Source organism: Blastocatellia bacterium, from assembly GCA_025054955.1.
Lineage (GTDB): Bacteria > Acidobacteriota > Blastocatellia > HR10 > J050 > JANWZE01.
Genome location: JANWZE010000048.1, coordinates 1 through 14,873, shown reverse-complemented (window position 1 = coordinate 14,873; position 14,873 = coordinate 1). Strand labels below are relative to the sequence as shown.

Here is a 14,873-nt window from a genome sequence, read left to right as displayed (position 1 = left end):
TGTCGGGCTTGCCAACACCAACGGACTGCTCAGAGGCGCGCCTCGTTCGGCGCGTGTTGGAGCTGATTATGGAACAGGTGGTGAGCCGTGCAGGAATCGAACCTGCGACCCTCTGGTTAAAAGCCAGATGCTCTACCAACTGAGCTAACGGCCCACCATATTTCTCTCACCGCGCGCTCAAGGTAGCATGAATCATCGCGTTTTTCAAGAATCGGCTCATATTGACAAATGCCCGCCACCGTCTCTTCGATCTACCAGCATTGAGAGTCGTGCTATGCCAGAGCAGTACAGAGAGGCCTTGGGCCAGTTTCACACACTACTGCTAACAGAGCTGTGACAGATGGCGTCGTCAATTGAGCAACTCTTTGGCTCAAGCAGGCGTGCGCCCCTCCCGAAGCTGTCGCAAGATTTCAACTGAATCGCTGGTCTGCGGAATCCGTGCTCGTAACTGACGGGCTTGTTGCAACCACTCTCGCAGAGACAACGGCCCCTCTGGGCCATTGGCGGAAGCCGACTTCTCGGGAATAACGCTGACGTGCGTGCCCTCCGGCAGTATCGCTCCCTCTTCCAATTCAACCCTGCTTCCTCTGACGATGCCTTTGTAGGTCATATCGGTCACTTCCTCTGCGTTCGTTCACCTCAAGACTGGCACCTATGCTGAGGGTGTCAAGTTGGCCGCGTGGAAGCCAAGCAAATTCTTATACCACTCGTGATGAAAAAGACCATGTTTCTGGAACCAACAAGCATGCCGAGAGCTGAACTGACCGAGCGCGACTGCGCGATCTTCACTCGCCATTCAGTTGGGCGGCAGCCGCCGCGCACACGAAGGTAGCCATACGTGCAACGTGTGGGTGAGCGTCATCTCCAATCCATTGCGCCTTCAACAGCGCCACCCGTTCCCTCACTGACTCGCTCATGCTCTCCAATCGCCGGCTACGAACGCGCACATCTCGGCGCGTCTCCGACACGCCACTCGGACTCGCTCTGTTGTTCCAGGCGTTGCACGTGTGTCAAGGTTGTCAGGACCGCTCGCGCAGCCTCTGGATGCTGACCCACCATCATGATGATGTTATGCAAATGCGCACGGAAAACGCTTGGAACGTTCTGCTCCTGCTCTCCACTTCGCTCCATCAAACGTGCTCCTTGCCTCCGCAAGTGATATTACTCCCCTCTGCCGGCAACACAACGGCAGAACTCCTCTATACCGATAACTTCAATCCCGCCACCGGACGGATACCGCTCACGGCCCGGATAAACGAGCCAGCGTCTTTCCGCCTTCACATCATCACACGCCAGATGGAATCCTCGCGACGGATGTGGAGCCAAGCTGCGTTTGATTTCCACAGCCCAGCGCTTTCCACGGGGCAGCAGCAGCAACAGGTCAATCTCCGCACCAGCGCTCGTGCGGTAAAAATACAGCTCCGTCCCTTCCGGCACGCAGGCGGCAATGTTTTCTATCACCCATCCTTCCCAGCTTGCCCCCACGATAGGATGGGCAACCAAGTCGTCCATTGTCCTGATGTCCAAGAGGGCATGCACAATGCCGCTATCGCGCAGATAGAGCCGAGGCGCTCTGACCAAGCGCTTTCCGATGTTTTCATGCCAGGGTCGAAGCCGGCGGAGCAAAAAAAGATCAACCAGCATGTCCAGGTACCGCCCGACCGTGCGTACATCCAGCACAAGGCTGCGGGAAAGCTCTGCAGCATTGAACAAACCACCCTGCCGATGAGCCAGCATGGTCCACAGGCGCCGAGGCGTTTCCACAGGAAGGCGCGCGCCGAACCATTGGGGTAGCTCTCGTTCCAGGTACGCACGGATAAAATCTTGTCGCCAGCGAAAGCTTTGACCATCGTCTGCGGCCAACGAGCTCTCCGGAAAGCCTCCCCGTAGCCAGAGCTGCTCCAAGGTAGCTGTGCAGGGTTCAAGCACAAAGAAAGGCGTCAGCTCCAAAATGCGTGCCCGCCCGGCAAGCGACTCTCCGACCCGGCGCAACAATCCCAGTGACACCGAGCCCAGCAACAGATACTGCCCTACACGCCGTCCGGCCCGCCGCCCCCAATCAATAAGGCTCCGCAACAGTGCGGACGAGCTCCGGCATACGGTGCAGCTCGTCCAGAATCACGAGCTTATCACGGTGCCGTTCAAGGTAGGCTTCTGCATCCTCAAGCTTCGCCCGGTCCTGTGGCGATTCCAGGTCAAGATAGACCGCATTCCAGTCCGCAGCGATGGCAAGCGCCAGCGTCGTTTTTCCTGCCTGCCGCGGCCCAACCAAACACACGGCAGGGGCTTCCTCAAGCGCCTGTAGCAACCAGGTATGGAGCCAGCGTCGTATCATCCTTGCAAAACTAGCATCGTGATGTCAGATTTGCAAGGATGACGAGCGCCAATGGTTATACCAAACGGCCCGGAAAAAAAGCCGAGCTTGATGAAGCGATATGGAGAGCAGGAGCATGCCTGCCCAGTGGCAGTCCACGATTTCCCGTGCGCATTTGGTATGAAGCCGCTCTTTTCAGGACGGCATCACGAACGTGGCCGCAGCGATCCGTCGCGCGGCGATGAGTGAGAGCAACACCCAATTGATTCAATCGTCGCTCGCGCGACGTGAGGCGATCGGTGCTGTGCCATTGCCGGCTTTGAAAAATCGGGGCTCAATTGACTGCGCGGCCAGCGCGGCGGATTTATGCACCAGCTTCAATTAACTGAACACCGCCCGCCCTGCGATCTACAACCATGCTGTGAGCGTGTCAGGCCAGCAATCCGTGCTGTCGTAGGTGGGCTTCACAGTGAGCTAAATCCGGCGGCGTCCGAAGAGGCTGGCCAGTGGCGCGACGCGCGGCTGCAATGTCCTTCAACCCGTTGCCGGTGATCATGACGAGCACCCGTTCGTCTGACTTGAGACCGCCTGTGTCCGCCAGCTTCAAGAATCCCGCATAGGCAGCCGCCGCAGCAGGCTCGGCAAAGACGCCTGTGTCGCGCGCAAGCTGTCCGAGCGCGCGCAAGATTTCCTCATCGCTCACCTTGATGCCAAAGCCGCCTGAATCGCGCATCGCTTGCAGAGCGCGAATAGCATCTCTCGGCTTGCCCACGCAAATGCTGTCAGCAAGGGTTTGCGCGTTCACTTCTTGAAGCTGGCCTGTCTGCAACGCATCAATCAGAGGCGCTGCGCCGGCAGCTTGAACGCCGATCATCTGCGGGAGTCGCTCGATGAAGCCCAGCCGATGAAAATCAAGGAAGCCTTTCCACATCCCACCGATGATATTGCCATCACCGACAGCGACAATGACTTTGTCAGGCGGCTCCCACTCCAACTGCTCACAAATTTCCAGCGCCGCCGTTTTCTTGCCTTCCGCCGTATATGGGTTGTAGCCGGTGCTGCGCTGGTACCAACCGAACGCTCTGGAGGCAGCCAGACATAGATCGTAGGCTTCATCGTAACTGCCTTCAACCAAGATCACATTTGCGCCATAGATCAACAACTGAGCCACCTTTGCCTCCGGCGCTGTCGCCGGCACGAAAATGTAACTACGCATCCCGACACTCGCGCACATTCCGGCTAGCGCCGCGCCGGCGTTACCTGATGAAGCTGTGGTGATCGTGTCGAAGCCAAACTCCCTCGCTTTGACGACTGCCACGGCGCTGGCGCGATCCTTAAAAGAAGCCGTCGGATTCCGCCCTTCATCCTTGATGAGCAATTCTTTCACGCCATATTCGCTGGCCAATGCTGAGAGGCTGTAAATCGGCGTCCAGCCGACGAAGAGCGGAACTGCCGGCGTCTCCGCGTGGATGGGCAGCAAGGCGCGATAATGCCATATAGAGCGGTCAGCGTCAGCCGTCAGGCTCTCCCGACTCACGCGTAGACTTATCGTCTCGTAGTTGTACAGCACATCGAGATTGCCCTGACACTCAGAACAATTGTAGACGTCCCGCTCAACCGAATGTTGCTTGCCGCACTGAATACACTGAAGCCCGATGATCCGTTCGCTCATCGCTTTTCACCGTTGACTGAGGATGAATCTTTCTGTCATCGCCATTCGCCTTGAAAAATGAACCCGCTCCAGTAGTAAGGCGATTGCCATCGTTTTTGGTGCAACAACCATATTTGCGCCTCGCGCAACGCCTCAGCCGGTCGCAATCCTCGCTTCAGCATCGCCTCGTAAAATCGCTTCATCAACCGCGCCGTGGCCACATCCTCCACCTCCCACAAACTGGCCACCACGCGCGGCGCCCCCGCATACATGAATCCTCGCGTCAGTCCCACCAATCCTTCCCCCTTGATGTCCTTCCCCAACGCCGTATGACAGGCGCTCAACACGACCAGGTCCGCATTTAAGTTCAAATTAAAAACGTCATGCAATCGCACGAACCCATCCTGCGGTTGACCTTGTTCATTAACTAACGAGAACACGACCCCTGACAGCTCTGGCTGCTCACTGTTGAGTAAGCCGTGGGTAGCTAAATGAATGATTTGATATTGCTGCAACGCAGGGTTCATCATCAACGCCTTGCTGGCAGCAAAATCCACGGCCTTGAGGCCTTGCCCTTCAGCAGTCAAGCCAATGATCTGTTCCGCTTCTCGCCGCGTGTTGATCAAGCGCGGGAACCCATTCAGGCCGACTTGCCGCGCCGAGCGAGTTAGCATCTCTGATTCCGGGTTACCGAGTGCGGATTGCCGACGTGATTCAGATTCTCGATTCCGGCTCCGGATTTTGTTCTGGACTTTAGAATTCCAGTTTCGGATTTGCATCGCTCGAGTCTTTATTCGTGGATCAGTCGTTTCAAATACCGGATCAGCCAGCACGGCGACCGCTTGGGCTGCCGGTGGCCGCCCGCTCACCTCATGCCGCAGTGCGGCCAGCACAGAGGCTGATGGCAGGGTCACAATTTCATGATCCACGATCAGTGGACAGTGGTCAGTCTTCGCTGAACAGATATTGGACTCCTTCTTGCTTTCTACTCTCCGCTGTCCGCTTTTCAGCGGCTTCCATTCACTCCTCAGTGGGTTCTGTTCGCTCTTCACTGGCCTGGGAAGCGCGCCAAACGGGATGTACTGCAACGCGCCCTCAGTCACGATTAACAGCCGCTTCGTTATTAACTGATCGGCAACAGCGCCAAGGAGCATCTCGCTCAATCGAGCGAAAGCTTTCGTGTCCAGCATCTCGTTTCTGTTCACCAACAATCTGTAGACCCGCCAGGCAGCAGCCTCAATATCGGCTCGTCCAGGGAGTTCGTAGCTATCAATCGAAGTCGGCGTCACAGCCCAGAGATAGCTCCGCTCTTCTCCCAGCGCGTACTCCAACAGCAGCGTCTCGTCATCGAGCACCTGTTGCTGAATCTCTTTGACACTGAGCGGCTGGGGCTGCATCAACGCAGCATAGCGCGGGCTGCTGGCGCGAATCTGCGCCTGAACATCTTGATATTGCTTCAACAGCTCGCTCACTTCTTTCTCTGCTGCCGCTTTTTGTTCTTCCGTGTGCCTGCCGCTCAGTAGTTGCGTCAGCCGTTCCGACTTGGCGTTGAGTCGCTGTTGCAAAGCGCGCTCATGTTCGAGCAACGTAGGGTCAACGCCTTGCCGAATATCGGCGCGCGCTTCAGTGAGAACCTCCAGCAAACTGCGCGCCCGCGCCCGCTCGTTGGCTTGTAGAGCCTGCGCATCATAGCCGGATGAAGGTTGCTGCCGGTGCAACTGCATCAGCAGGTCCACATAGAACTGGTAATAGTTTTCCTTCGAGGCCAAGAACGACATGCGCAGCTCCGGACTGACCAACTGGCGACGCTGAGATTCGACAATACTCAGCGCCGTCTCCATCTGTGTGCGGGCCTGGCCGAGGTTCCCACGATTGCGCTCAACACGAGCGAGGCCAGCCAGTGTGCTCGCTTCCCCACTGCGGTCTGCAATGGCGCGCCGGAGCGCGAGCGCCTGCTGATAAGCGTCTAATGCCTTCGATGTTTTGCCCAACTCGTCGTAGACCGCGCCCATCCCGTTGAGTGCGGCGGCCTGCCCATACCGATCTGCAATTGTTTGGAACAACGCCAGCGCCTGATGGTATGCGTCAAGCGCTTTGGATTTCTCGCCCAATCTGGCGTAAACCTGACCGAGACCATTGAGCGCGTAGGCTTCGCCTCGACGGTGCTTGACGGCCTGTTGGAGTTCAAGCGCCTGGCTCAGATATTCGAGCGCCTTCTGCAGATCGCCGAGAGTGTAGTATGTCATCCCGATATGATGAAGCGTGTGCGCTTCTTCCCGGCGGAAACCGCGAGCGCGTCGAATCTGCAACGCCTGATCAAGGTATTGAAGCGCTACCTGCGGCTCGCCCAGGCTGTAATAAGTCAGGCCGATGTTGGTGAGGACGAAAGCTTCACCTCCACTTGGGGCATCCCTCCGGTTTCGGTGAAGAGCCAGCGCTTGGTTGAAATACTCTAACGCCTTCTGCCGTTGGCCCAACGATTGATAGACCAGCCCAATGTCATTGAGCGTCTCGGCTACCCGGGTGGGATTCTTTACGAGCCGGTATAGTGGGAGAGCTTTGTTATAATGGTCTATTGCTCTGGCCAACTCGCCCAACCCATAGTAGCCCTGGCCCATCCGGTGGAGTGCCAACGCCTCTTCCTCGCGATCACCCACTGCCCGCCAAAGTGAAAGTTCTTGGCCTATAGTGTCCAGCGCCTCCTGCTTCTCATCCGAAAACTGATAAAGGAAAGCGGTGCTTTTCAGGATGTAAGCTTCTCTTCGTTGCTCACCAATCTCATGCCACAACACGCGCGCCTCGTGGAATGACTCGAGCGCCTTGTCCATCTGGCCCACATGGGCATACGGCGTGCCCATGGCGCTGAGCGCTTCGGCTTCGCCTCGACGGTTGCCTTCGGCTTGCCACAGCGCGCGCGCTGCGTGAAATTTCTCGATCGCCTGTCGCAGCGAGTCGGCCCTCCCCTGCACACTCAATCGCTGTCCTTCAGCAAAGAGTTTGTCAGCAGCAGTTGCTTCTCGCCGCTCTTGAATCTTCACCTCGTATCGGCCTGGCTCAGCGTCTGCCTCGACCGGGCGGACCTCCAGACGATAGTCTCCGGCCAGTTCAGCGACCAGCGAGAATTCCTTTGGTCCTTGTGAGCTGCTCGGACCATAGAACGGAAAGACCCGCTGGCCATCCGGCCCGTGCAGCGTCAACACCACTCCAATGCTGCGTTGGTCAACAATCCCGCGAACGTAATGTCCTGCTGCGAGCGTGATGTGGTAAGCATGCACTTCACCGCCTTTGAGTTCCTGCTCGATGGGCGTGCCGGGCAGCAGCTCCTTTGACGAGGGATTGATTTGGTCTGAGGTCTGAGGTCTGAAGTCTGAAGTGTGAAGTCTGAGCCCTGAAGAGAAACCAGGGATCAAACTCGTGGTCAATGCGCTGGTCAGTATGAGTAGAGCCAAAACAGGAGTACGAACCCTCATGACCGCCTTCCCTCTTCCGCCATATTTCAGGCCGGATAGTATACAGGCGGAAGGGGGGATGAAACAAACCGATTCGTCCAACGGGGGCAAGGCAGCAACCGAAAGGTGGTGGGACGAGTCGTCAACCGCGCAACGGCGTCAGACAGTAAGCTACCAGTAAATATCAACCAACTGGGAGTCGCTGATGGTCTCATCCTTGGTGATCAGCGGCAAGTCCATCACTTTTGCTGTTGCCGTGATCACACTATCAAACGGATCGGGGAACGGATAGGCGTACGCTTCAGTGATCGTCCGGGTGTCCGTCGGGGCCAAATCAAATCCCCGTTGAGCGATCAGGTGCTCGACCCAATCGCCATACGGTTCCCGCAGCGCAATGCACCGAACTTTCAGTAGCATCGCGATCTCCCAGAGCACAAATACGGGCACATAGATCAGCGTCTTGCCGCGCCAGGCCGCCTGAAACGCAGCTAGGACTTTCTTGGACAGTTGCCCGTGCTTGCCGGAGGCATACCAGATGAGAGGATGAGTATCAGTGACATAAACGGACACAAGTCACTCCGCTAGGTGTCGGATCGTGCGTTCGAGCGATTGGCGGAAGAGGGCAGCGATTTCCGCCTGGGCGCTCTCCAACTCACCGATGAGCTGCATCGAGCCGACAAGGTTCCATTCTTTCAAGAAACGCTCACGCTGGGCCAGTTCTGCGAGACGTGCGGCGTAACTCGCATCAGGTTGGGCATGGCCGGCCTCCCAGCGCCAGACGGTGTTCTTGGGCGCGCCCAAGAGGGCGCCGAACTCGGCTTGCGTGCGTTTGCCACGCAGGTGTTTGATCAGTCGCGGCGTCCAACGTATCTCGTTCTTGACTCTCCGCCTCGTTGTTTCTCTGGCCATGTGACGCTTCTCCCTTCTTTCCACAATGGCTCGCAAGTCTACACGAGGAGTCTACAACACGTCAAGCGGCGGTCAGTCCGGCCAACGGAGCCTCTCCGTGCCCTCTATGTCTCCGTGTGAGTCCTCTTTATTGTGGTGCATGGCATGCGCGGAGCATAGGGGCGATTCCTATGAAGATCGCCCACGAAACACACGAAGCTCACCTTGGCACGAGTCGGCAGGAGAACCGATCACACTGGATTACCGGCCAATGGTGATCCCTCGCCCTCGAATTCATAATAAGTTGGATCGCCCAGATGATCGTACCCTTCGCGGTCCAATACCAGCATGTCGGTGGCGTTTAATTCTTTGACGATGACGCCAGGACCATTGGCGCGAACACTGGTGATATTCTGTGTGAGGGGAACTTTCCATAAGGTTTTGGTCTGTGTAATGAACCAATTATCCCGGTCATGAGCGAGCCCTTGGGCATTCTCGTGCCATCCGGATTGGCCTCATCCGGATAATTGCCCAGGTAGGGATGGGATGCCTCATACGGCCCTTGCGCGCGTCCTGGGATGGGTATCAGAGCAGAGCATGCCCGAGCATCACCAGGTTCATAGTGGGTCTCCTTTCATGGCTCTGTGGGCGTTCAGTCATGTCGGCGATGAGTTGTTACTGGCCGATCGTGACACTCCCACCGCTGGCCAACACAATTAACCGTTTGGAGAATGTCACCGGTTCTCGATAGGGGCCGGCCTGGATTTTAATCCGCGCCCCATCCCAGGCAAAGGTGTTGGCCTCATTGACGGTGTTAAAGGGTTGATCGGGCGTGCCTAGTTCAGAACCGCGAAAACGGCCATCCACATGAATGGTTCCGCCCAGCTTAAGCCACCTCTCGATGATCGGAAAAGTTGTGTCGAACTCCCCGTACACGGCTCGCCATTGGTCTCGGTTTGAGCAATCGGATTCATTGCAATCCAAACCATGCCCGAGACCGCAGCAGATTCCATAGAGCTGACCCATGATCTGGCCAGCACTGTTGAAGATGCCCGACCCGCTTGACCCTCCTTGAACAACCCCATTGATCGCCCTGACGAAGTGATAGTCGCCAGGATCGAAAAAAATGCATCCTGAAATCAACAGAAAGTGTTCATCAAAAAGGGTCGCTCGCTTGAAGGACCCGGCAGGATGGTGAACCCCATAGGGTCTATCGGGCAATGGGGCTCTCGTCCAGCCGGCCAGCGAGACGCCACCTGGCACAGTCCCATCAAGGCGGATGAAGCTCATATCGTTCCCATTGTTGGTTTCGAGCAGCGTGCCGCTGACGTTGCGCGGCAAGGAAGCGAAGTTGGGGAGTGTTCCGTTGCATGAGCTCTGCTGCCAGAGCCAGACCACCTCCAGGGTATTGGTCACCGCCTGCGTACTGATGCAATGGCGCGCCGTCAGCATGTGCGGCACGACCGTCTCGCCATCGAGGTCTTCGAGCAGCGTACCGGTGCAGAGAAAGCCTAAACCATCTTTCACAAAGTTCATCCGCCCGACCGCATCACGCGCCATTGGATTGACAAAATCCGCGCACATCACGTCGAGATGGCAAGGCAAAACTTGGGCGGTCGCCGCTTGATCCTGTACCGAACCTGTTAGGTCCCTGTCAAAATGGAGGAGCTCCGCCACCTCCAATTGTGGCCCATCAGTTCCAGAGACTTCGATGAACGCCGTGTCCCCCGGCAGCGAGGCGGTCCAGAACTCGCCGCGACCGCCCGGTCCTCTTCCCGTGTAGGGGCCACGCACGATCACACCGTCGGCACTCCGGGCGTAGACAATGGCCGAGCCTGCCCCGACATCAAAATTCGTGAAGTGAAGGCGGAGACCGAACGCGCCCGGAGACCGGATCGCCAGCGTCCACAAGTTCCCTCCATCAGGCAATGTGATTCGAAGCGCAGAGCCTTCTTTTACTGACAGCGGCACCGCGCCGACCGACCGAACTAGACCTACGCGCTGCGGACCCGGATGCACATCGGCGTAGTTGTCGGCTGCCGCCTTGTCTGCGGCAGCGATCTGCTCTGAAGTCACCGGACCCAGATTGTAGACGTTGAGGCCTTCCCGGAACGCCTCGCCCAGCCGGAGGCTGATCGGCACGGGCGCCTGTTTCTGATCGGCCTGCGCTTCCATGGGAACCCGCTGAGGAAAGACCTCGTGGACAACTTCCTGACCCCACGCAACGGTGGTGAGCAGGGGAATCACCGCAATGCGGATAATCAGTCGGATCATCATAATTCCTCCATGTCAATCGTGGTCCGGGGTCCGTGATCCGTGATTTGTGATTCGTGAATGTAGTTCGTGATTCGTATGTTGTCTTGTCATGAGTCACGAGTCACGATCCACGAGTCACGATCCACGGACAACGGACGAATATCATTACTGAAGCGAGACCAGCACCAGCACAAGACCTTTGCCTTCGGCCAGCGGGGTCATGGCCTTGCCGATGATCGCCCCTTGCGCCTTAGCGTGATCGGTGACTTTCATGGCATGGCCTGGCGTGTCTGAAGTGGTCAGCAAGTCGCCCGGCGCAATCGGCCCATACGAGGCATCGGCCCAGCAGTAAACACGACCGGTCAACGACACCGGCTGCGACCCATCAGCCACGGTTCCTTCCTGCTTCATTGTCAGGCCCGGATTGATGCCACCCGCGCCGCTGATGATGCCGGCGACGGTGCGGTCGTAAGCTCGGTCAGCCACGCGCAACTGTCCCGGCCGAGCTGGATCAATGGCGACGACAAAGCCAGGTTGAATTGAGTGAGCGTCACTGATCTCGAACGGTTCGGCCAGGTCACCGCCGCCCAAGATTTGCAGCACACCCGTCTGGAGGGTGCCGTTCTCCAGAATGGTCACTGGGGCTGGCGCCGAGCCCAGATTGCCGCCGGGAAGGATTCTCAATCTTGGTATACAGCAACCCGGTGTTGCATCTTGCGGATACTCCCAGATTTCAAGCGCATTCGGATTGACGCCAAACCCGCCGCCGACGGCGGCCGTCTGCAGACGCCAGGTGTAGGGGAGCCCGCCGGCGCCCCGATTCGTGAGAACGAATTCAGCGTTAGCTGGGGTGGTGTCGTTAGGGGGTGCGGCGTGAACCCTCACCGGGCCGAATACGTGCAGCTTTGCATCTGGTGCGGTAGTCCCAATGCCGACGTTGCCCGATGCGGTCGCTGTCAGCACCCGGCCCGCACGAGTGATGAGTGTCACATCCCCTGTGTCGGAGGCCAAGAAAACATTGTTGTCCCCCTCGCTTCCATCGCCCACATACCCGATGCGCGTACCCGCGCTGTTGCGGAAGCTCATGTACGCCTGGTTGGAAACTGTTTGCGACGTCCCCTGGATACTGATTCCTTCAGCGACGCCGTTGATGTGGAGCTTGAAGCCGGGGTTGGTCGTCCCGATGCCGACGTTGGTGCCATTGTCGAACATGACGGAGTCAGCGGTGGCAAGGCCACGACTGTCGAATTTGGCGATGAAGTTGGGCGTGGCTTGAGGCGCCGCGGCTGCGGCTTCGGGTCGCTGGGTTTCGTCCTCCTTGTCCATCACCTTACTGGCTCCCTCTGTCATGACGGCTTGATCAACAAAGCCCACCGGCACGCCGATCAAGCTCCACTGTTCATGCTGTGCGAAAATCGCGTAGGGCGTAGGCGTCAACTTCTGGCGGGGAAACAGCACCGTGTAAGCGTCGGCGCTGCCGCTCGGTCGCACACTAATTTCCAGCCAGTTCTCTTTAGCCTCCATCGCCACGCGACCAAAGTCGAGCTTGAAACTGAACATCCCGTTGGTAAGCGCCACTTCTTTCATCTGGATCACGCCCAGTCGCTCACCGCCGGTTTGCGCTGAGTAGATAGCGAATTGAAAATCGAACGATCCATTGACCGGGCCATTGGCATCTTTCAGTTGGCCCTGGTACGTGAATGTAGTTTGGGAAAGGGTTTGAGTCTTCATATCTGATTTCTGTGGTTGGGCAGCCGCTAACGCCATTTGGACAGCCGCAATGAGACTCACCACAGAAAACAGCACCATCGAACATGCGAATTTCGCTCCGTTTTTCATGTTTCCTCCCTGTGAAAATGAATGAGTGAATGGGAAAGGCAGCCGCCTTGTCTCCCATTTCTCACAGACTCCCATTTTTCTGCGTTTGTCCTCACGCCCCCTACTATAACGCCATCAAAGCCGGAATCCCGTCCCACTTTCGGTGGCATAAAATGGAACGCTCGGCAGAGCAAGGCATGCTACAATCTTGCTCGCTGCCGCACATGAAACCAACTTCGACCAATCCGCCAGAGCATATTGACCGCGCCGTAGAATTGGCCTATTTCATTCATGGACGGAAGGGCATCGCGCTGGGCGTGGTCCAAGAGGCGTTGTCGAGTCTCGACCGGATGCTCGGCCGGCAGGACAAAACTCGACGAAACTACAAACATCTGCTTGGCTTTCTCAAATGGGAGCAGCGGGCACGCCCGATGCGGACGACGGTTAAACTAACCCCAGCCCAGATGCTGCAATGGCTCGTGTATGAAAAGTCCGAGTCCCGCGAGCGTGATACCGAGTATCCTGATAGCCTCTCTCCTCCTACTGAGGAAGACATGGTTCTCCGCTACATCAAGCATCTGGTCCAACTGACCGTCAAGCGGAATTCGTTTTACGTTGCGTTGGGCATCGGCCGGTTGCTTTACGATTATAGTACCCATGAAGTCAGACTGATGTATGACGTGCTCACACAAAGTGACCCCGCGCGCATGAAAGACATCCCCTACATGAGGAAACAGAAAATGATGCTGATAGACAAAATCCGCGAACGCTTCGGTCGGATGCTGCAACCGGTGACCACCGTGCACGGGGAAAAACGGTTTGAGGTTCAACCGTCAACCCAATGGCTCATCAACCTGGTGAATGAGTGCCTGCGTCGCTTCACGCCCTGGGAGACCGCCTGCGTGGTTCAAGGCCGATTCGATCCCACATTCATTCCTGGGCTTTATTTTTCCGGAACGAACCCCGCCGATGAAGATTCGTTCGAGATCACTCGGATTCACACCGTTCTTGATCCCGAATGTTTCCGCCACCTGGTCAGCGGTCTCTCCCAGTTTGCCAAAGGACTGCCGGCCGATTCACCCGACAAACATTGTGAGTACGGTCCACCAGACAAGCGGCTGGCCGTGCCGCAGTTTCGCCACGTCGCCAGCGGGCCACCCCGCAGCGACCGTTTTGACCCGCCCAAAATGGAGCCGGAAGATTACCTTCAGCTACAACGTCACCGAGAGGCACAAGCCCGCAGGCGCAGCGTCTACGCGGCCGGGATGCTCCGCCTCTACGTTGACGACGTGCAGGTCACGACTTTTGATCCGCGACGTACCAACTCCGTTTACTTGGACATCGAACCAGAGGCGAACCTGATCGAAGTGCGCGGCGAAGATGCAGAAGGGGAGTTGCCTTTGGCCACGTTGATGGTTTGCTGTGACGAAATTCCACCGGGCGGATACTTCCGGGACTGGATCGTGTTGGAAGGCGGACAAAAGGTCACGATTCAACTGACGCCGATTCGAAATGCCAGTGGAGATATCGAACGAGCGCTAGCGCAAGTGCGATATGTCGAAACGAAGATCAGCCGAGCCATCCTCTGGCAAGCCCAGCATGCCTGGGCTGGATTCCTGCGGGCGTGCGGATGGCCAGTTGGACGGATGAGCGATCAGATCAAGTCTTTCAAACGCCCACACCCTCACACACCCCTATCCACTTGCTCATGGATGAGCAGAGTGAGTGTGGCTCTCGTTTTGGCAGCAACTGTCGTAATGTTGATCTGGATTCAGCGTCAGCGCGCACCGGTGAATTTGCCTGAGCCGCCAAGGGCTGCGGTTCCTCAGCCTCCTGAGCCCACACCTTCGCCGCCCCCAGCGCCGTCTCCTGTTTCGCCAGAGGCCCCACAACCGATAGCGCAAGCGATCTGGAGTCGGGATCGAGAAACAATCGCACAGGCCATTTCCATCGCCCCGACCCGCGCGGGAGTCAGCCGCGTTGCTTTGTCGCCCAAGCAGACCACGCTGTTGATTCGCCTCTCGCAGTATGATGAAGAGAGCCAGCCCTACTCGCGGTATCGGATCACACTCATCGCTTCAGGCGAACGACTTTGGCAACAGACGCTCGCAGCGCCGCGCGATGGACTGACCGATGGAGAACACGTGTTGAAACTCATCCTCTTTCCCACTCGCCTACCGAACGGGGACACGTACCAACTGCTCATCCGGGCACAGAGTGGGCAAGGTTGGCAATCCCTCGGTCAAGTGTTGCTCCAAAGGAGATGACCCTGCTGATGAGTTCACAGGTTCAAACAGCGTTGGTCTTCAAGCCTTCCGTGTTAATCTACACCGTTGGGTGATACAGGTTAAGTCGCCGGAGCATGTAAAAGCAGGCTTCGACAACGCCGCCAGCCACCGCGTTGGCTTTATCTGAAATCGTGAAACAGTACTCACGCACGCCGCGAGGGTCAATGTCTCCGACCTTGATGCCCGCTCGGACATGAACGCCCTCATGA

The 14,873-nt window shown here is 57.4% G+C and carries 8 protein-coding genes, 1 tRNA gene and 1 pseudogene; 1 reads left to right on the top strand and 9 read right to left on the bottom strand.

Annotated elements, in window-relative coordinates:
• Nucleotides 1-78: 78 nt before the first annotated feature.
• The 9 genes and pseudogenes from NZ823_06400 to NZ823_06360 form a co-directional block, all read right to left on the bottom strand.
• Nucleotides 79-154 (bottom strand) — tRNA-Lys (locus tag NZ823_06400).
• Between the two features lie 216 nt (nt 155-370).
• The gene (locus tag NZ823_06395) at nt 371-610 is read right to left on the bottom strand and encodes a hypothetical protein (GenBank protein MCS6804761.1); all 240 of its coding nucleotides are present in this window, start codon (nt 608-610) and stop codon (nt 371-373) included.
• A gap of 551 nt (nt 611-1,161) precedes the next feature.
• Nucleotides 1,162-2,335, bottom strand: a pseudogene (locus NZ823_06390) (ATP-binding protein).
• A gap of 409 nt (nt 2,336-2,744) precedes the next feature.
• Nucleotides 2,745-3,986: a threonine synthase gene (locus tag NZ823_06385; protein MCS6804760.1), complete on the bottom strand. Its 1,242-nt coding sequence runs from the start codon at nt 3,984-3,986 to the stop codon at nt 2,745-2,747.
• A 35-nt stretch (nt 3,987-4,021) separates the two neighbouring features.
• Nucleotides 4,022-7,435, bottom strand: coding sequence for a CHAT domain-containing protein (locus NZ823_06380; GenBank protein MCS6804759.1), 3,414 nt, complete (start codon nt 7,433-7,435; stop codon nt 4,022-4,024).
• A gap of 150 nt (nt 7,436-7,585) precedes the next feature.
• Nucleotides 7,586-7,984 carry a type II toxin-antitoxin system VapC family toxin gene (locus NZ823_06375; protein MCS6804758.1) on the bottom strand — a complete coding sequence of 133 codons (399 nt, stop codon included), beginning with the start codon at nt 7,982-7,984 and terminating at the stop codon, nt 7,586-7,588.
• A gap of 3 nt (nt 7,985-7,987) precedes the next feature.
• Nucleotides 7,988-8,323 (bottom strand): hypothetical protein, encoded by a 336-nt coding sequence (locus tag NZ823_06370; protein MCS6804757.1) that lies wholly within the window; start codon nt 8,321-8,323, stop codon nt 7,988-7,990.
• 654 nt (nt 8,324-8,977) lie between these two features.
• A complete protein-coding gene (locus NZ823_06365; GenBank protein ID MCS6804756.1) occupies nt 8,978-10,477 on the bottom strand; it encodes a hypothetical protein in 1,500 nt (499 codons plus the stop codon).
• A gap of 246 nt (nt 10,478-10,723) precedes the next feature.
• Nucleotides 10,724-12,397, bottom strand: coding sequence for a hypothetical protein (locus NZ823_06360; GenBank protein ID MCS6804755.1), 1,674 nt, complete (start codon nt 12,395-12,397; stop codon nt 10,724-10,726).
• A gap of 176 nt (nt 12,398-12,573) precedes the next feature.
• Here NZ823_06360 and NZ823_06355 point away from each other — a divergent pair, with 176 nt between their 5' ends.
• Nucleotides 12,574-14,643, top strand: a complete 2,070-nt coding sequence (locus NZ823_06355; protein ID MCS6804754.1) for a hypothetical protein — start codon at nt 12,574-12,576, stop codon at nt 14,641-14,643.
• Nucleotides 14,644-14,873: the final 230 nt, after the last annotated feature.

Coding starts and splice junctions, on each gene's coding strand:
- NZ823_06380 (MCS6804759.1), bottom strand. CDS start 7,435: ATGAGGGTTCGTACTCCTGTTTTGGCTCTACTCATACTGACCAGCGCA.
- NZ823_06385 (MCS6804760.1), bottom strand. CDS start 3,986: ATGAGCGAACGGATCATCGGGCTTCAGTGTATTCAGTGCGGCAAGCAA.
- NZ823_06370 (MCS6804757.1), bottom strand. CDS start 8,323: ATGGCCAGAGAAACAACGAGGCGGAGAGTCAAGAACGAGATACGTTGG.
- NZ823_06360 (MCS6804755.1), bottom strand. CDS start 12,397: ATGAAAAACGGAGCGAAATTCGCATGTTCGATGGTGCTGTTTTCTGTG.
- NZ823_06365 (MCS6804756.1), bottom strand. CDS start 10,477: ATGGAAGCGCAGGCCGATCAGAAACAGGCGCCCGTGCCGATCAGCCTC.
- NZ823_06355 (MCS6804754.1), top strand. CDS start 12,574: ATGCTACAATCTTGCTCGCTGCCGCACATGAAACCAACTTCGACCAAT.
- NZ823_06395 (MCS6804761.1), bottom strand. CDS start 610: ATGACCTACAAAGGCATCGTCAGAGGAAGCAGGGTTGAATTGGAAGAG.